General features: G+C 66.4%; 12 protein-coding genes. 8 read left to right on the top strand and 4 right to left on the bottom strand.

Translation table 11 applies throughout. The features are described 5' to 3' along the window. Positions 1–91: 91 nt before the first annotated feature. Together AC5P5S_RS01740 and AC5P5S_RS01735 are read right to left on the bottom strand one after the other, a co-directional pair. The gene (locus AC5P5S_RS01740) at positions 92–2,170 is read right to left on the bottom strand and encodes an alpha/beta hydrolase family protein (protein ID WP_044569650.1); all 2,079 of its coding nucleotides are present in this window, start codon (positions 2,168–2,170) and stop codon (positions 92–94) included. A gap of 226 nt (positions 2,171–2,396) precedes the next feature. Next, complete coding sequence (locus tag AC5P5S_RS01735) at positions 2,397–4,361, bottom strand: OPT family oligopeptide transporter (RefSeq protein WP_005408528.1); 1,965 nt, start codon at positions 4,359–4,361, stop codon at positions 2,397–2,399. A gap of 277 nt (positions 4,362–4,638) precedes the next feature. Here AC5P5S_RS01735 and AC5P5S_RS01730 point away from each other — a divergent pair, with 277 nt between their 5' ends. From AC5P5S_RS01730 to AC5P5S_RS01720, 3 genes are all read left to right on the top strand, one after another. Continuing rightward, complete coding sequence (locus AC5P5S_RS01730; protein ID WP_229298713.1) at positions 4,639–5,181, top strand: hypothetical protein; 543 nt, start codon at positions 4,639–4,641, stop codon at positions 5,179–5,181. A gap of 91 nt (positions 5,182–5,272) precedes the next feature. Further along, positions 5,273–6,421 carry an acetyltransferase domain-containing protein gene (locus AC5P5S_RS01725; RefSeq protein WP_062606716.1) on the top strand — a complete coding sequence of 383 codons (1,149 nt, stop codon included), beginning with the start codon at positions 5,273–5,275 and terminating at the stop codon, positions 6,419–6,421. A gap of 79 nt (positions 6,422–6,500) precedes the next feature. After that, positions 6,501–8,255, top strand: a complete 1,755-nt coding sequence (locus AC5P5S_RS01720) for a peptide MFS transporter (RefSeq protein WP_012479435.1) — start codon at positions 6,501–6,503, stop codon at positions 8,253–8,255. Between the two features lie 55 nt (positions 8,256–8,310). Here the strand turns inward: AC5P5S_RS01720 and AC5P5S_RS01715 are convergent, their stop codons facing one another. Both AC5P5S_RS01715 and AC5P5S_RS01710 read right to left on the bottom strand, forming a co-directional pair. After that, the gene (locus tag AC5P5S_RS01715) at positions 8,311–10,278 is read right to left on the bottom strand and encodes an alpha/beta hydrolase family protein (RefSeq protein ID WP_062606714.1); all 1,968 of its coding nucleotides are present in this window, start codon (positions 10,276–10,278) and stop codon (positions 8,311–8,313) included. Between the two features lie 167 nt (positions 10,279–10,445). After that, positions 10,446–11,081: a LysE/ArgO family amino acid transporter gene (locus tag AC5P5S_RS01710; protein WP_005408523.1), complete on the bottom strand. Its 636-nt coding sequence runs from the start codon at positions 11,079–11,081 to the stop codon at positions 10,446–10,448. Between the two features lie 138 nt (positions 11,082–11,219). Between AC5P5S_RS01710 and AC5P5S_RS01705 the strand changes: the two genes are divergently transcribed. From AC5P5S_RS01705 to mdcA, 5 genes are all read left to right on the top strand, one after another. Next, positions 11,220–12,125 carry a LysR family transcriptional regulator ArgP gene (locus tag AC5P5S_RS01705; protein WP_005412604.1) on the top strand — a complete coding sequence of 302 codons (906 nt, stop codon included), beginning with the start codon at positions 11,220–11,222 and terminating at the stop codon, positions 12,123–12,125. Positions 12,126–12,294: 169 nt separating this feature from the next. Beyond that, positions 12,295–12,741, top strand: coding sequence for a GNAT family N-acetyltransferase (locus AC5P5S_RS01700; protein WP_231336778.1), 447 nt, complete (start codon positions 12,295–12,297; stop codon positions 12,739–12,741). A gap of 229 nt (positions 12,742–12,970) precedes the next feature. Then, positions 12,971–14,659, top strand: coding sequence for a malate dehydrogenase (quinone) (gene mqo / locus AC5P5S_RS01695; protein ID WP_062606710.1), 1,689 nt, complete (start codon positions 12,971–12,973; stop codon positions 14,657–14,659). 353 nt (positions 14,660–15,012) lie between these two features. Further along, positions 15,013–17,205: a TonB-dependent siderophore receptor gene (locus tag AC5P5S_RS01690; protein ID WP_062606709.1), complete on the top strand. Its 2,193-nt coding sequence runs from the start codon at positions 15,013–15,015 to the stop codon at positions 17,203–17,205. A gap of 190 nt (positions 17,206–17,395) precedes the next feature. After that, positions 17,396–19,039: a malonate decarboxylase subunit alpha gene (gene mdcA, locus AC5P5S_RS01685; protein WP_062606707.1), complete on the top strand. Its 1,644-nt coding sequence runs from the start codon at positions 17,396–17,398 to the stop codon at positions 19,037–19,039. Positions 19,040–19,049: the final 10 nt, after the last annotated feature.

The following is a 19,049-nucleotide window of genomic DNA, read 5'->3' as shown; positions in this document are numbered from 1 at the left end:
GATCATGAGGGTGTGCCGACCAACGGTCGGCCCCCACCGGTAAAGCAGATGGCGAACAAAAGCGCCGCCCCGAAGGGCGGCGCTGCAGTCATCAGTTGCCGATGTGCTGCTTCAGCCAGGCATTGACGGTGTCATGCCACAGGATGCTGTTGTTCGGCTTCAGCACCCAGTGGTTTTCATCCGGGAAGTACAGGAACTTCGATTCGATGCCCTGACGCTGGGCAGCGGTGAACGCGGCCAGGCCCTGCTCGACCGGAATGCGGAAGTCCTGCTGGCCGTGGATGACCAGGATCGGCTTCTTCCAGTCCGCCACGTGGTTGACCGGGTTGAACTTCTCGTAGTTCGCGGCCTTCTGGTACGGCGTGCCGCCCTGCTCCCACTCGGTGAACCACAGCTCTTCGGTGGCGTAGCCCATCATGCGCTGGTCGAACACGCCGTCGTGGTTGACCAGGCACTTGAACGGGCTGTTCCAGTTGCCGGCGATCCAGTTGACCATGAAGCCGCCGTAGCTGGCGCCCAGCGCACAGGCCTTGTCACCGTTGAGGAAGGAGTACTTCTTCAGCGCCGCGTCCCAGCCCTTCTGCAGGTCTTCCAGCGGGCGGTCGCCCCAGTGCTGGCTGATCGCATCGGTGAAGGCCTGTCCGTAGCCTGTGGAACCGTGGAAGTCGATCATCACCACGGCGTAGCCCTGGCCCGCGTAGGTCTGCGGATTCCAACGGTAGCTCCAGCCATTGCCGAAGCTGCCCTGCGGGCCACCGTGGATCAGGAACGCGACCGGGTAGGACTTGCCTTCCTGGTAGTTGTGCGGCTTGACCACATAGCCATGCACGGTGTCGTTGTTCCAGCCCTTGAACTCGAACTGTTCGTAGTCGCCGAAGCTGACCTCCTTCAGCACCTCACCAGCGGCCGGGGTCAGCGCGCGCAGTTCGCCGATGGCCTCGCCCGCAGCCGGCAGCAGGCCGACCAGCACCTGGTCGTTGCTCTTCAGGCTGTTGCGGGTGATCGCCACGCTGTTGCCGGCCACATCCACCGCGGTCACGCTGCCGTCGCCGATCAGCTTGGTGGCCTTGCCGCTGGCCACGTCGATCTGGAACAGCGGGTGTTCGCCAAGGTCATCGGCCGTGGTGTAGATGCTGGCACCATCGGCGGACAGGGTGATGCCGCCCGCCGAGCGATCCCACTGCGGCGCGATTTCGCGGGTCTTGCCGCTGGCCAGGTCCATCGCCATCAGACCGAAGCGGTCGGCCTCGAAGCCCGGGCGCTTCATCGCACGGTAGAACAGAGTCTTGCCGTCCGCACTGAACACAGGGCCGGCATCCCAGGCCGGGTTGGAGGCGGTCAGGTTGACCGGTGCCTGCTTGCCGGCGGCGTCGAAGCGGTACAGGTCGAAGTTGGTCGACCACGGCTCCTGCTTGCCGGCCACGCGGATGCTGGCCACCACGCTGGCGCCGTCCGGCGACCACGCGAAGTCATCATTGCCGCCGAACGGCTTGGACGGCGCATCACCATCGATGGTCGCGCTCAGCGCCGACGCGCCCTTGACCGCACCGGCCTTGGCCGTCGGCAGCGGAGCGACGAACAGGGTGTTGCGGCGACCGTCGTTCCAGGTGTCCCAGTGGCGCACGAACAGCGAATCCCACACCTGGCCGCTGGCCTTGGCGTCCTTCTTTTCCTTCAGCTTCTTCTCGGTGCAGGCCAGGTCCGAGGCACAGGCCTGGAACACGCCGGCGCTGAACAGCACGCGGTCGTCCTGCGGCGACACGTGGTAGCTGTCCACGTCGACCGGGAAATCGGTCAGCTGGCGCGGAGCACCGCCGCTGATCGGCTGCGCGTACAGCTGCTGGCTGCCGTTCCTGGCACTGAGGAAATACACGGTCTGGCCATCGGCCGACAGCGAAGCGGAATTGACGTTCCAGCCGGCCGGGGTGATCTGCTTCGGCGGCGCTGCATCGCGGGTGCGCAGGTTGCGCGCGAACAGCGCGGTGGAGGCCTTCAGGTTGGCATCGACGCTGCGCTTGGCGAACACCACGGTGCCACCGTCAGCGGTCAGCACCGGCGCGGAGACGCGGTCCATGGCCACCATGTCGCGGACTTCCAGGCCACGGGCAGCGGCGACGCTGGGCAGGGCGGCCAGCAGGCTCAGTGGCAGCAGGGCATGACGCAGTTTCATCGGGGTCTCCGCAGGACGGCAAAAAACCGATGGTAGGCCCGTGCGGCCGGGGCTGCCAAGGCCATCGGTCATGGCTGCAGGCAGGCAATCGCCAGAAACAGCAAACCGCGCCGTAGCGCGGTCTGCGGTAGTGCCGGCCGCTGGCCGGCAACCAGGGGTATCACGGGATTCCGGGATTGCCGGCCAGCGGCCGGCACTACCCGTTGAACCCAGGGGCAGAGCCCCCTTACGCCTTGGCGTACTTGCCGGTGCGGTAGATCAGCCAGCCGACCAGGAACAGCACGGCCAGGCCGATCCACTGCGCGCCCGGCAGGTGGAACGGCACGGCCAGCACGTCGGCGCGGCTGCTGACCACGATCGGAATCGCGATGGCGATGCCCATCAGCGCTTCGCCGGTGATCAGGCCGGCGGCGAACAGCACGCCCGGCTTGTGCACGCGGTCGCGGCCTTCTTCGTCATCGGCGCGCACCTTGTGGAAGCGCTCGACCAGGTGGGCGATCAGGCCGCCGAGGAAGATCGGCACCATCAGTTCCAGCGGCAGGTAGATGCCGATGGCGGCGGCCAGCACCGGCACGCGGAAGCGGGCGTTGCGCGCCTTCAGCCAGCTGTCGAAGGCGATGATGGCGGCACCGACCACGGCACCGATGCCGATGAAGGTCCACGGCAGTTCACCACCGAACAGGCCCTTGGCCACCGAGGCCATCAGGTTGGCCTGCGGTGCGGCCAGCGCGTTCGGGTGCAGCTCGGACTTCACGCCGATGCCGTAGGCGGTGGCCAGCAGGTTCAGCACCGGCGCCATGATCAGCGCACACGAGAAGGCACCGATGCCCAGCATCAGCTGCTGCTTCCACGGGGTGGCGCCGACGATGTAGCCGGCCTTGAGGTCCTGCAGGTTGTCACCACCGACCGCAGCGGCGCAGCACACCACCGCACCGATCATGATGGCGGCCACGGCGCCCAGCGGCGCGCCGCCGGCACCGACCGGCTTCAGGCCGTCGGCGCCCAGCAGCACGACCAGCACGGCCGAGGCGAACAGGATGGTGGAGATGGTGATGCCCGAGACCGGGTTGTTGGACGAACCGATCAGGCCGGCCAGGTAGGCCGAGACCGACACGAACAGGAAGCCGGCGACGATCATGATGAGGGTCATCGGGATCGACACGTGCCACTGGCCGACGATGGCCTGGTACAGGGCCAGCAGCGGCAGCACGAAGACCACCAGGGCCACCAGCATCCACTTCATCGGCAGGTCGCGCTCGGTGTGCGCCAGCACCGGGCCACCGCTCTTGCGGGCGGCGGCAAAGCCGCTCTTGACGCCGTTGAGCAGCGACTTGCGCAGCGAGATCAGCGTCCAGATGCCACCGATCAGCATCGCGCCGACACCCAGGTAGCGCATCTTCGCGCCCCAGATGGCGAACGCCGCCTCGGTGGACGAAGCCGCGGCAACCGACGCGGCCAGTGCCGGATCGGTGTTCATGAAGAACGCCTGGTAGATCGGAATGGCGATGTGCCAGGTCAGGATCGAACCGGACACCACCACGATGCCGACGTTGAGGCCGACGATGTAGCCCACGCCCAGCAGTGCCGGCGACAGGTTGGTACCGATGAAGGCGGTGACCTTGGAGCTGCCGACGTAGGCCGAGGTGGCCCAGGCATCCGGGATCAGGCGCATGCCGCTTTCCGCGGCCAGCTTGACGAAGGCACCGATCACCGCCGACAGGCCGAGGATCTTCAGGCCCGGGCCCGGATTCTCACCGGCCTTGAGCACTTCGGCCGCAGCCTTGCCTTCCGGGAACGGAAGCGGGTCTTCGACGATCATCGAACGACGCAGCGGCACCGAGAACAACACGCCCAGCAGGCCGCCGAGGCCGGCGATGCCGAGCACCCACCAGTACTTGAAGTCCGGCCAGTAGCCCATGATCACCAGCGCCGGGATGGTGAAGATCACACCGGCGGCGATCGACGAACCGGCCGAAGCGCCGGTCTGCACGATGTTGTTTTCAAGGATGGAGCCACCGCCCAGCAGGCGCAGCACGCCCATGGAAATCACCGCGGCGGGAATGGCGGTGGCGATGGTCAGGCCTGCGAACAGACCGAGGTAGGCGTTTGCGGCCGACAGCACCACCGCCAGCACGATGGCCAGGGCCACTGCGCGGAAGGTGAGCTGCTTGGGCGCAGCGTCGTGGTTCATGGAAGCCCCTGCTGGCAAAAAATCCCTTGCACGCTAGCGTTCAGGAGGCAGCAAGTCCAGTGCGGTTCGGGAGGGTTGCGGCCAGGTCGGCAGTGAGATAGTCGCTTCTGGCCAAACTCGGCCAACGCATCAAGCGCAGGGGGCACATCCCGGACGGCTGCCGGGCCTCGCGGTCTCTTTGTCCTGCAGGGGCCCGGCCAACCAGTACTGCAGCATCCCAGCCATCATCGTTTGAAGTGCCTCAACGCCCCGTGCATCGTGTTCATGATCTGAACCGATGACGCTGAGCCGCCCGATGAACAACCCACTGCGGATCCGCCCGATCAAATCACCGGTCGTGGCTGTCGTGGCCCTGATCTGCCTGATGCCGCTTTGCGATTACGCATCCGCCTGGAGCCGCATTGGCGCAGTCGAGATCACCGACCACGCCGGTAAACCTTGTTTCGGACTACCCAGGAAAGAGCGCAAGCGTATCGGTAAAACTCCGGAGGTGTTTGGTGTGGAGGTGCATGACGCAATTACTCCACCGCTGCGGCGGCAATGGTCGTTCTACTTTGCCCATCCCGCATCGATCCCACTTCCACCCGGAGCCTGCGTGGTCTACGGAGAAGTGCCAGCCAACGCCATTTCAAGGCAGACGGCGATGCCGCTGCAGCCCGGACGCCTGTACGACGTTTCGCTGTCGGCCACCAGGACCGGCGCCACGCAACACCACAGCGCCCGATTCTGCTTGAAGGCCAACCCCGACGGGAGCCTGCGAGCGATCCAGGTCCACTACGACGAGGCGCTGGGCTGGAGCCCCTCGGTTTGCCTGCCCTGAGCCGACGCGCGCGCTCGTCGGAACCGCCCAGCACGCGCTGGAAAGACGCAATTGTTATGTTATATCCTGTCGCGCCGACCGAACCTCGTACGTGGCCCCTTCCCCCACTACCCGCCTGGCCTCCATCGACCAGCTGCGCGGCACCGTGATGCTGTTGATGTTGCTCGACCACGTGCGCGAGACCTTCTTCCTGCAGCACCAGGTGAGCGACCCGATGGACGCGGCGACGGTCTCTCCCGCGCTGTTCGCCTGCCGTCTGCTGGCCCACCTGTGCGCACCCGTGTTCGTCCTGTTGACCGGCCTGTCGGCCTGGCTGTACGGCCAGCGCCAGGCGGATCCGCGCCGGGCCACGGCCGCGTTCCTGCTCAAGCGCGGGCTGTTCCTGGTCGTGCTGGAACTGACCCTGGTGAATTTCGCCTGGACCTTCCAGCTGCCGCCGGAAACCCTGTACCTGCAGGTGATCTGGGCCATCGGGCTGAGCATGATCGCGCTGGCCGGGCTGCTTTGGCTGCCACGCCCGGCCCTGCTGGTGCTGGCAATCACGGTGGTGGCCGGGCACAACCTGTTCGACGGCTTACGGGTGCAAGGCGATGGCCTGCTGGCGGTGCTGTGGAAAGTGCTGCACCAGCGCGACTGGATCGAGGCCGGCGCACTGCGCCTGCGCACCTCCTATCCGGTGCTGCCGTGGATCGGGGTGATCGCCCTGGGTTATCTGATGGGGCCCTGGTTCGCCCGCGAGCGCGCGCCGGCGCAGCGTCATCACTGGCTGCTGTGGGCAGGCGTCGGTGCGCTGGCCATGTTCGCGCTGCTGCGGTTCGCCAACCAGTATGGAGATGCACCGTGGCAGTACCAGACCAGCGCGTTGCGCACCTGGATGAGCGTGCTCAACATCACCAAGTACCCGCCGTCGCTGCAGTTCCTGCTGTTGACCCTGGGCGTAGGGCTGTTGCTGCTGCGCCTGTACGAATGGCCGCCACTGGCGCGTGCGCTGCGCCCGCTGGCCGATATCGGCGCCGCGCCGATGTTCTTCTACCTGCTGCACCTGTATGTGCTGAAGGCGCTGTACCTGGGCGCGCTGGCGGCCTGGGGGCCGACCCATGGCGAGTTGTATGCCCTGGATTCGGTCAGCGGCCTGCTGCTGGTGGCCTGTGCGCTGGCGGTGGTGCTGTACCCGCCGACCCGGGCATTCGCGCGGTTCAAGGCGCGAAGGCGTGACCTGGCGTGGTTGCGGTACCTGTGATCGCCCAGGCCAGTCCGGCAATCCACGCATGGCGTGGATCTACTGAAAGCGGATCGGGCCACAGGCCTATAATTCCGCGATGAATTCCACCGCTATCGCTTCCGACGACTTCCTGGGCCACCCCAAAGGCGTCTACGTCTGCTTCTTCACCGAAATGTGGGAGCGCTTCTCCTTCTACGGCATGAAGGCGCTGTTGCTGCTGTACCTGACCAAGTACCACCTGTTCGGCGACAAGGCCGGCCTGGACCTGCTCGGCGCCTACGGTGGCCTGGTGTACTGCATCCCTGTATTCGGCGGCATGCTGGCCGACCGCTGGCTGGGCATGCGCCGGGCCGTGCTGTTCGGCGGCATCCTGCTGGTACTCGGCCACCTTGGCATGGCCTTCGAAGGCCACGCTGCGTACCGGGTGAACGGCGAAGTGGTGCGCGACACCTCGGCACTGGCGGTGACCTACCTGTCGCTGGCGCTGATCATCATGGGCGTCGGTTTCCTGAAACCGAACATCTCCACCATTGTCGGCAAGCTGTACGCCAAGGACGATCCGCGCCGCGATTCGGGTTTCTCGCTGTTCTACGCCGGCATCAACCTCGGCGCGCTGTTCTCATCGCTGGTGTGCGGCTTCCTCGGCGAGGCCTACGGCTGGAAGTACGGTTTCGGTGCGGCCGGCATCGGCATGCTGGCCGGCCTGGCCATGTTCCTGTGGGGCCAGAAGTACCTGCAGGGCCACGCCGAGCCGCCGCAACCGGCGGCGTTGAAGCAGAAGGTGCTGGGCCTGCCGCGCGAATGGCTCATCTATCTGTGCGCGGTGCTCGGTGTGTTGCCGGTGGCGTGGCTGATGTGGGCGGCCGGCAACGGCGCGTTCGCGCTGGGCGGTGAAATCAGCCTGGCACTGATGTTGATGGTGGTGGTGCTGGGCGGCGTGCTGGTCTGGTTCGCCTGGTTCACCGGCAGCAAGTGCACGCCGGTACAGCGCCAGCAGATGATCGCGCTGATGGTGCTGATCTTCATGGCGCTGGTGTTCTTCACCATGTACGAGCAGTCCTACGGCTCGTGGGTGACCTTCACCGACCGGCTGCTGACCAAGGACATCGTGCCCTCGCTGGTGATCACCGGCGGTACGCCGCTGCCGTGGTCGATCCTCTCACTGCTGCTGGCACCGCTGGGCTTCGTGGTCAGCGCGCGGTTGTCCGAGCGCCGTCCGGGTTCGGCTGCGCCGCGCACGTTCTTCGCCGCCATCGTCGTGCTGATGCTGGTGCTGCTGGTGCGCGACTGCCTGGTGATTCCGCAGACCGCCGGCTCGCTCACCTATCTCGGCGGCCTGTTCCTGGTGCTGCTGGCACCGGCCTTCGCCGCGCTGTGGACGTGGATGGACCGCCGCGGCTGGGAACCGGGCAAGCCGGTCAAATCAGCCTGGGGCCTGGTGATCGGCGCACTGTCGTTCGTGCCGCTGGCACTGGCCGGGCAGCAGGTTGGCGCCACCGGCGAGATGGCCAGCGTGTGGTGGCTGGTGCTGGCCTACTTCCTGCTGGCCAGTGGCGAGATGTGCCTGTCGCCGGTCGGCCTGTCGGCGGTGACCCAGTTGGCCGTGCCGCGGGTGATGAGCCTGATGATGGGCACCTGGTTCCTGGCCACCGCCTTCTCGGAGACGCTGGCCGCGCTGTTCGGCAAGCTGGCCGCGATCGAGGTGCCGGAAGGCGAATCGCTGGACATGGTGGCCGCCGCCGGTGCCTATGCGCACCTGTTCTGGCTGCTGATGTGGATCGGCCTGGGCTGTGCGCTGGCCGCTTTCATTGCCGCGCCACTGTTGAAGAAGATGATGCACGGGGTGAAGTAAGCCCACGCACAGGCAGGAACCGGGGCGGCGGGTGGATCATCCGCCGCCCTTTGCGTTACGGCGCCCTGCCCTTGCCGTCCGCAGCCGCAGTCGTGGCGGTCTTGCCACCCAAGCTGCGCGACAGGAAGGCCAGCAGCTTGCCGTAGTACTCGCTGCGATGGGCCTGGGTATAGAAGCCGTGCCCTTCGGTCTTGTAGTACAGGCTTTCCACCGGCGTACCGGCACGCTTGAGCGCCGCTTCCATGCGCTCGGTGTGCTGGACCGGGGCGCGCTTGTCCTGGCCACCGGCCGCCAGGAACACCGGCACCTTGATCCGCTCGGCCAGGTTGACCGGCGAGACCGCGCCCAGCGTGGCCGGATCACCCAGCCACTCGCGCAGGTAGCTCATTCCGGAATCGCGGTCCTGGATATCGCCGCCAGTAAACATCAGCGGCAGGTCGTAGACGCCCACATAGCCGGCCGCGCACTGGTACAGCCCCGGTTCGCGCGCGGCGCCCATCATCGCCGAGTAGGCACCGTAGCTGGCACCGTAGATGCAGATGCGCCGGGCATCGGCGATGCCTTCGCTGATCGCCCAGCGCGTGGCGTCGGTCACGTCGTCCTGCATCGCGCGCCCCCACTGTTCCAGTGCTGCCCGGCTGTGGGCACGGCCGTAGTTGCCCGAGCCGCGGAAATTGATCTGCAGCACGGCGTAGCCGGCAGCGGCCAGCAACTGGTTCTCGTGATCGAAACTGCCGTTGTCGAATATCCCGATCGGCCCACCATGCGGCACCACCACCATCGGCAGGTCACGGCCAGTGCTGCCATGCGGGACTGTCAGGAATCCATGGAGCTCCAGCCCGTCACGCGCCTTCAGCAGGACCGGCCGCACCGACGCAGTGCTCTCCGGGTCAATCCATTCGCTGCGCGCCATCAGGAAGCGTGCCTGGTTGCGGTCGCGGTCGTAGAGGTAGAACTCGCCCGGATTGGAACCGGACCCGGTTTCCACCAGCAGCCGGCGACCGTCGCGGGTACTGGAGGTGATGAATACTGCACGCCCGGGGAAGGCCGCCTCCAGGCTGCGGTACAACCGTGCCTCGTCCGAGCTTTCGTCGAAGAACCGGGTATGCGGCGTGTTTCCCAGGAACAGCGCACCGACCGGCACGGTGCTGCCCGGGCTGCGGATCAGTCGTGCCGGATCGACAACCTCATCGCGCAGCACGACCTTGCGCTCCTGCGTGGCCGGGTTCCAGCTGACGATGGCATCGGGGCCGCTGGGCTGCTCGCTGAGCAGGTAGGCCAGCTGGCCGTCGGCGGAAAAGCCCAGCGCCGCCTCGCTGCGACCACTCCGTTTCTCATCGTTGACCAGCGCCCAGTCGCCACCGTTGCGGTGGTAGAGCCGATGGACGTTGTCAGTACCGGCGCCCTGTACGAAACGTACGTCGCCGCGGGCATCCACCACATAGGAGGCACCCGGCATCGGCGCGCGGGCCAGCAGCCGCTGCTTGCCGCTTGCCAGTTCCAGCTGGGCCGCATAACCGTTGGCATCCAGCCGCGATCCGCCTACTGCGATGACCACGTGCGCATCGTCGCCAGGCAGGGCGTCACTGAGGAACGCCGCGGCCGACGTCCGGTACTTGGGCCGCACGCGCAGGCCAAGGTCGCGGTAGCCCACCAGTAGTTCCGGTCGTCCGGTGCGTGCATCCAGTGTCAGCAGCTCGCCGGTGGCCCACGGCGCATCGCGGGTACCGAACTTCTGCGCCAGACCGAACATCACCTGATCGTTGTTGACCCAGTGCAGGCCGAAGACATGCGAATTGAGTGGTGGGCGCAGGTTGCCCACCGGCGTGTTGTCGTCCGTACGAAGGATGATCACAGCGGTGAAGCCGTCCGCAGGCACGGTCGCGGCCAGATAATCGCCCCCGGGAGACAGGATGACATCGCCGAACTTGTCCGCTCGCACATAGGCGCCCAGATCGATCGCAGCAGCGGTTCCACACCACAATCCCGCCACGACGATGGCGGCCAGCCAGCGCTTGTGCATCCTTCTCTCCCCCTGCCTGGACCCCTTGTCCCGGCTGGCCGATTCTAGGCAGGCCAGTGCCCGGCCCGCCAGTGGCGTACAAAAAACGACGGCACCGTTGCCGGTGCCGTCGTTACCACTACCTTGGAGAGAGAGTCAGGACGTGGGTTCGGGGGGCGTGCGCCGGGTCAGTGGACCCCGCGCACCGCCAACGTGAGGGCCAGGATGCTGAGGATCACCGCGATGGTGCCGTCGAGCACGCGCCAGGTGCTGGGCTTGGTGAACAGCGGCGCCAGCAGGCGCGCGCCCAGGCCCTGCGCGGTCAGCCACAGGCAACTGGCGGTGACCACACCGGCAGCGAAGGCCATGCGGGCGTTGCCGAAGTTCTCGGCGATCGAACCGATCACCATCATGTCCAGCCAGAAGTGCGGGTTGATCAGCGAGAAACCGACCGCCGCCATCAGCACTGCGCGGCGGCTGCCGTCGTCGCTGTCAGCCTCGCCCATGCCGCCGCCACCGGCGATCGCGCGGCGCGCCGACTTCATCGCGTACCAGGCCAGGAACGCCACGCCCGTCCACAGCACGGCGGTGGTCAGCCACGGCAGCGCCGAAGTGAGCGTGCGCAGGCCGGCCACGCTGGCAAAGATGAAGATCGCATCGATGGCCGCACAGGTGGCGACCACCGGCACAATGTGCTTGCGCAGGATGCCCTGGCGCAGGATGAAGGCGCTCTGGGCGCCGACCACGGCGAACAGGCCGATGCCGGTAGCTGCACCAGAGAACCAGGCACCGAGGCCGGTGCTGGCGGAGATGACCGAGAACATGGGATTCACTGCCTTTACTTGCTTGGGGGGACGGTGCCTCGCGAAGGCGGACAGCACCGGAACGGGCGCCATTGTCGCGCCGCAACATGAAAAAGACGAGCTAAACTTCCTAAACCAACATTAGCGAAACTTAATTCGATGCGTATCGACCATGCCCAGCTGCGTGCCCTGGCCGCAGTGATCCGCGAAGGCAGCTTCGACCGCGCCGCGCAGTCGCTGAATGTCACCCCGTCCGCCATCTCGCAGCGGGTCAAGGCGCTGGAGGACCGGATCGGCCGGCTGCTGGTCAAGCGCGGCACCCCGGCCACCGCCACCGCCGAGGGGCAGTTGCTGGTGCAGCTGGCCGAGCAGACCGCCCTGCTCGAGCACGATGCGCTGCACCGGATGGGCCTGGCCGATGAGGACCTGCCGCAAGCCAGTATTCCGGTGGCGGTGAACCACGACAGCCTGGAAACCTGGTTCCCGCAGGCGGCCTACCAGTTCGCGCAGACCACCGGCACTACGCTGGACCTGCGCGTGGAGGACCAGGACCACACCGTGGAGCTGCTGCGCCAGGGCACGGTGCTGGGTGCGGTGACCACCCTGGACGAGCCGGTGCAGGGCTGCCAGATCCATGCGCTGGGCAGCATCCGCTACGCCGCCACCTGTACCCCCGAGTTCCGCGAGCGTCATTTCGCCAAGGGCGTGACCGCGCAGGCGCTGGCGCAGGCCCCGGTGCTGGTGTTCAACCGCAAGGACGACATGCAGTCGCGCTTCGCCCGGCGCATGGCCGGCGACGACCTGCCCAGCACCGCGCCGACCTGGTGGATTCCGTCCACGCGCGCCTTCGTGCAGGCCAACCTCGGCGGCATGGGCTGGACGATGAATCCGTTGCCGCTGGTCAAGCGGCACCTGGACGCGGGCCGCCTGGTCTACGTGCGCCAGCGCGCGTGGGAAGACGTGCCGCTGTACTGGCAGCATTGGAAGGGCGACGTGCAGACCATGGCCTTGCTGACCCGCGCGGTGCTGGATGCCTCCTCGGCACTGATCCGGCGCAAGCGCTGAAAAGGGGACGGAGGGGATTAAGTCGTATAAGGCCCAAGCGACACATCGGGCAAAGACGACTTAATCCCCTCCGTCCCCTTTTTGCTCCATCCAATCTCCATCAACCCTCCACACCGGGTCCATGCGTGATGCGGATACTGGCGGGCCAATCACTACAAGGGTGTCCGGTATGCCGATAGCCGTGCGCGATGCGCGCCCCGAAGATGCCGCCGCCTGCATCGACCTGCGCGGGCGCACCCGCGAAAACGCCTTCAGCGCCGCGCAGTTGGCAGAGCTGGGCATCACCGAGGACAGCTGGGCGGCCGGCATCGCCCAGGGCGATTCGATCGGCCGCGTCGCCTGGGAGGGCAAGCGCATGGCCGGCTACTGCTTCGCCGACCGCGACAGCGGCGAGGTGCTGGTGCTGGCCCTGCTGCCCGAGTATGAAGGCCGCGGCATCGGTCGCCAGCTGCTACAGGACGTGGTCAGCCTGACCCGCGATGCCGGCCACCAACGCCTGTTCCTGGCCTGTTCGGCCGACCCACGCTCGCGCTCGCATGGCTTCTACCGGCGCCTGGGCTGGCGCCCGACCGGCGAGATTGATGAGGCCGGCGACGAGATTCTTGAGCTGGTCTGAGTGAAGCTGTCGCCAGGGATGGCCTGACGCTGGCAAGGCTTCGTTCGCCGGGCATCACCCGGCGCTAGCGGGTGAGGACGGCGCGAAACGCCGGATGCTGCGTTGCATCAAAAACAGACCGGATCCGGTTAGAATCGCATATGGATGCTGCAAGGCGTTGTTTCTTCACGCCCTTTCCCTGTCCCACGCGCATCCTGACCCCTTCCCCTCCGCCAACGATCCCGCCCCCATGAAGAAATTTGGCAAGGCTCTTCTCGCCCTGCTCGTGCTGCTGTTGCTGGCCGCCGCGCTGTTCCTGTACTGGCCGCTGACCCAGCGCTCGGTGCCCGCCGCCAGCAACGACAAGCCCGTCGACGTTGTGCTGGTCGGCGCCGGCATCATGAGCATCACCCTGGCCACCTACCTGCAGGAACTGCAGCCGGACTGGAACATCCAGGTCTACGAACGCCTCGACGGCGTCGCCGGTGAAAGCTCCGACGGCTGGAACAACGCCGGCACCGGCCACTCGGCCTTCGCCGAACTGAACTACACCCCGGAACTGCCCGACGGCAGCATCGAGACCAAGCGCGCGGTCGGCATCGCCGAATCGTTCGAGGTCTCGCGCCAGTTCTGGTCGCACCAGGTGAAGGAAGGCCGGCTCAGCCAGCCCAGCGACTTCATCAACCCGACCCCGCACATGAGCTTCGTCTGGGGCGATGACAACATCGCCTACCTGCACAAGCGCCAGCAGGCCCTGGTGAAGAATCCGCTGTTCTACGGCATGCAGTACTCCGAGGATCCGGCCCAGATCAAGCAGTGGGCCCCGCTGCTGATGGAAGGCCGTGACCCGAAGCAGAAGGTTGCCGCAACCTGGATGCCGCTGGGCACCGACGTCAACTTCGGCGTGATCACCCGTCAGCTGACCGCCGGCCTGCAGCGCAGCCCGAACTTCAGCCTGCATCTCAACCACGAAGTCAGCGCGCTGCGGCAGAACGCCGACAAGAGCTGGAACGTGACGGTGAAGGACCTCAAGGCTGGCACCGAGACCACCACCCACGCCCGCTTCGTGTTCATCGGTGCCGGTGGCGCTGCACTGAAGCTGCTGCAGATGTCCGGCATTCCGGAATCGAAGGACTACGCCGGCTTCCCGGTCGGTGGCCAGTTCCTCGCCTTCCAGGGCCAGGACGTGACCTCGCGCCACGGCGTGAAGGCCTACGGCATGGCCGAGACCGGTTCGCCGCCGATGTCGGTGCCGCACCTGGATGCGCGCAAGCTGGACGGCAAGCCGGTGGTCCTGTTCGGGCCGTTCGCGCTGTACAGCACCAAGTTCCTCAAGCACGGCTCGTGGTGGGACCTGTACTCGTCGGTGAACCACAACAACGTCGGCCCGATGCTGGAAGTGGGCAAGGACAACCTGGACCTGGTGCAGTACCTGATGGGCCAGGCGCGCCTGAACGATGCCGACCGCCAGGCCGAGCTGGTCAAGTACTTCCCCACTGCCAAGCCGGGTGACTGGAAGCTGGTCACCGCCGGCCAGCGCGTGCAGATCATCAAGCGTGATCCGCTGAAGGGCCCGGTGCTGCAGTTCGGTACCGAGATCGTGACCGACAAGGACCACACCCTCGCCGCCCTGCTCGGCGCTTCGCCGGGTGCGTCGACCTCACCGCCGATCATGCTGGACCTGATGGCCAAGGCCTTCCCGGACCAGATGAAGGCCGGCTGGGAAACCCGCCTGCGCGAGATCGTCCCGTCGTACGGGCGCAAGCTCAACGACAGTGCAGCGCTGGTCAACGAGATCCGCTCGCTGACCAGCCAGACCCTGCGCCTGCCGTATCTGGAGGTGCCGGTGGATGCGAACGCGGCATCGCCCGCTGCGGCTGCAGTGCCGGCAGCGGCCAAGGAAAAGCGCAACGCCAACGAGGAACTGCAGGCGCTGTAAGCCCGCAGTTTGCTTTCGATGCAGACGGACGGCCACCTTCGGGTGGCCGTTTGTTTTTGTGCGAGGTGGGTCGGATCCCTCCCGCACGGGAGGGCTCTGACCTGCGCCTGGGCGCCGATGATGGGGTCAGAGCCCATTGCCTGCGGCGACGGGATCCGACCCAGCACGCCACTGCTCTGCGCCGGAAAGCCCCTGCGAATGACGCGAATTGTAATGTTGTTAAGAATTATTTACATTTGCGTCCTGTGCAGTGATCGCACCTCCCCAGATGGACCTGACCGTGCCCGAAGCCGCCGCCCCGGGTGCTGGACGACTGTTGCCGCCCTTCCCCGCTTCCGAGCCTCGAGCCCACCATGTCCCTGATCCTCCGTAACCGCCTGCCCCGCCGCGCGTTGCTGCCGGCTGCCCTGCTTTCGTCGCTGACCCTGCTGGCCGCGCCCAGCGCGTTCGCCGCCGCCGATGGCACTGCCGATGCCAAGACCCTGGACCGGGTCAGCGTCCGCGCCGAACAGTCCGCACCACCGTCGAGCACCACGCGCCTGCCGATCACCCTGCAGGAGACCCCGCAGTCCGCCACCGCCATCAGCCTGCAGCGCCTGCAGGACGAATCACTGTTCAGCATCAACGATGTGATGCGCAATGTAACCGGCGTGAGCGTGTCCTTCTATGACACGCAGCGCCCGCTGTACTACGCGCGCGGCTTCGCCATCACCGACTTCCAGGTCGATGGCATTCCCACCTACAGCGGCTCCACCAACCAGGAGTACGACACCGCCTTCTACGACCGTATCGAAGTGATCCGCGGCGCCAACGGCCTGCTCAGCGGCGCCGGCGTGCCGTCGGCCACGGTCAACCTGCTGCGCAAGCGCCCGGGCAAGGAATTCGATGCGTCGTTCGCGGTCAGCGCCGGCAGCTGGGACTACCGTCGCATGGAAGCCGACGTGACCGCGCCGCTGACCGCCGACGGCCGCTTCCGCAGCCGCGTGGTCGCCGCCTACACCGATCGTGGCCTGTATTACGACCGCTACGACGAGAACAAGATGGCCGGCATGGCGGTGCTGGAAGGCGACGTCACCGACAGCACCACGATCACTCTCGGTTACCAGAGCCAGGACAACAACCCCACCGGCTCGACCTGGGGCACCGTGCCGTTCTTCGACAACCAGGGCCATTTCGCGCACTTGCCGCGCTCGACCAACCTGTCGCCGAAATGGAGCTACTGGAAGCGCGAGAGCAACACCGCCTTCGCCAACCTGGAACAGCGTTTCGGCGACAACTGGCTGTTGAAGATCAATACCGCCTACACCCGCGGCAACGTGCAGAACGTGCGCCTGTACGGCACCGGGCAGCCGGACCCGGTGACCGGCTCGGGCATCTACCTGCGCGCGGCCGCCGGTGATTCGAAGGACACCCGCCGCAACGTCGATGCCTACCTGACCGGCAGTTTCGATCTGTTCGGCCGCGACCACGACGTGACCCTCGGCGCACAGTGGTCGGACCTGGAAGGCACGACGAATACCCTGGCACTGAACTTCCCGAACGACTGGGCGCGCTGCGGCAGCGAGCGCTGCTACTACATTCCCAATGTGTACAACTGGAACGGCGACATCTCCGAGGTGACCTACCGCCGCACCGGCGCGCGCCGCGTGGCCAAGACCACGCAGAGTGGCGTCTACCTGGCCACCCGCCTGCGCCTGGCCGATCCGCTGTCGCTGATTGCCGGCGCACGCTTGAGCCGCTGGGAAACCCTCACCCGCTCCTACAACGCCGCTGGCGCCTACACCGGCACCAGCGGCGCGTACAAGGTGAGCGATGAAGTCACTCCCTACGTGGGCCTGGTCTACGACATCACCCCGAACCTGTCGGCCTATGCCAGCTACACCGAGATCTTCAACCCGCAGAACTTCAAGGACCGCAACGAGAACCTGCTGGCACCGGTGCAGGGTTCGAACCTGGAAGCGGGCATCAAGACCCAGTGGCTGGACGGCCGCCTGACCGCCAACGCCGCCGTGTTCGAGGCCAAGCAGGACAACTACGCCGTGCGCGACATGGGCGTGCCGGAAGGTTCGCTGAGCGATGGCACCTCCGCCTACATCGGCGTCAACGGCACCAAGGCACGCGGCTGGGAAGTGGACGTCAACGGCGAGATCCTGCCGGGCTGGACGGTCAATGCCGGCTACACCCACGTCAAGGTCACCCGCGCGGCCACCGACCTGCTGTACGCCAACCCGCCGAAGGATCTGTTGCAGCTCAACACGCAGCTGCAGCTGCGCGGTGCGCTGGAACGCCTGAGCGTTGGCGGTGGCGTGCAGTGGCAGAGCAAGGTGCAGGGCTACAACATCGCCTATCCGCTGGGCGGCACGGTGACGGTGAACCAGCCGGCCTACATGCTGGTGCAGTTCAATGCCAACTACCGCATCAGCGACAGCTGGACCGCAACGCTGAGCGTGCGCAACGCACTGGACAAGACCTACTGGGCGAATCTGGACTACAACAACTACGGCGAACCGCGCTTCGTGTCGGCCAGCCTGCGCTGGAAGTTCTGAGCAAGCCGCGAACCGGTGGGTGCCTGCGGGGTGCCGACCGTTGGTCGGCACGCCCTCCGCTACGACCGACGGTCGTGGCCTACCTGAATGGGCCCGCCTCCGCGCGGGCCCTTCCTTTTGCTGCACTGCAGGTTGCGGCGCCCTTCGTAATTATGTCGTAATTACATCGACACCAATCGGAAGCCGGTCGATGAACCCGAGCTGGGATACGTTGGAACGCAGCCGCCAGGCCCGCCTGGAACGTGCCGCGCCGTGGGCCCGGGGACGCGAGGTCGCCGCCGGCGACGTAGGCGAGCTGCTGCATGCACTGCTGGAGCCAGGCGACAAGGTCTGCCTGGAGGGCAACAACCAGAAGCAGGCCGATTTCCTCGCCCAGGCCCTGGCCGATCTTGATCCGGCCCGCGTGCACGACCTGCACATGGTGCAGTCGGTGCTGTCGCTGCCGTCGCACCTGGATGTATTCGAGCGTGGCATCGCGTCGAAGCTGGACTTCTCGTTCTCCGGCCCGCAGTCAGTGCGGTTGGCCAACCTGGTGGCTGAAGGGCGCATCCAGATCGGTGCCATCCACACCTACCTGGAACTGTTCGGCCGCTACTTCATCGACCTGACCCCGCGCGTGGCCCTGGTCGCCGCGCAGGCCGCAGATCGGCACGGCAACCTGTACACCGGGCCGAACACCGAAGACACGCCGGTGATCGTCGAAGCCACCGCCTTCGGTGGCGGCATCGTCATCGCCCAGGTCAACGAGATCGTCGACACCCTCCCCCGCGTCGACATTCCCGCTGACTGGGTCAACTTCGTGGTGCAGGCGCCGAGGCCGAACCATATCGAACCGCTGTTCACCCGCGACCCGGCGCAGATCTCCGAGATCCAGGTGTTGATGGCGATGATGGCGATCAAGGGCATCTACGCCGAGTACGGCGTGAACCGCCTCAACCATGGCATCGGCTTCGACACGGCGGCCATCGAACTGCTGCTCCCCACCTACGCCGAATCGCTCGGCCTGAAGGGAAAGATCTGCCAGCACTGGGCGTTGAACCCCCACCCGGCACTGATTCCGGCAATCGAATCGGACTTCGTCAGATCGGTGCATTCGTTCGGTTCGGAACTGGGCATGGAGAAGTACATCGCCGCGCGGGGCGATGTGTTCTTCACCGGCGCCGATGGCTCGATGCGTTCCAACCGCGCCTTCTCGCAGACCGCCGGCCTGTATGCCTGCGACATGTTCATCGGTTCCACACTGCAGATCGACCTGCAGGGCAACAGCTCCACCGCCACCCGCGACCGCATCGCCGGCTTCGGTGGCGCACCGAACATGGGTTCCGATGCACGTGGCCGGCGCCATGCCAGCGAGGCCTGGATCAAGGCCGGCCAGCAGGCCGCACGCCCGGGTGAGATGCCGCGCGGGCGCAAGCTGGTGGTGCAGATGGTGGAAACCTTCCGCGAACACATGGCGCCGGCCTTCGTCGACCGCCTCGATGCCTGGGAACTGGCCGAGCGCGCACAGATGCCGCTGCCGCCGGTGATGATCTACGGCGACGACGTCAGCCATGTGCTGACCGAGGAAGGCATTGCCAACCTGCTGCTGTGCCGCACCCCTGAGGAGCGCGAACAGGCGATCCGTGGCGTGGCCGGCTATACCGCCGTGGGCATGGGGCGCGACCGCGCGATGGTGGAGAACCTGCGCGACCGCGGCGTGATCCGCCGTCCCGATGACCTCGGCATCTCCGTGCGCGATGCCAGCCGTGACCTGCTGGCGGCGCGTTCGGTGAAGGACCTGGTGCGCTGGTCCGGCGGTCTGTACGACCCGCCCAAGCGCTTCCGAAACTGGTAAGGGGCTGAGC

This window comes from Stenotrophomonas sp. YJH_SMC_54, from assembly GCF_059368435.1.
This window is presented reverse-complemented; position numbering and strand designations above follow the sequence as displayed.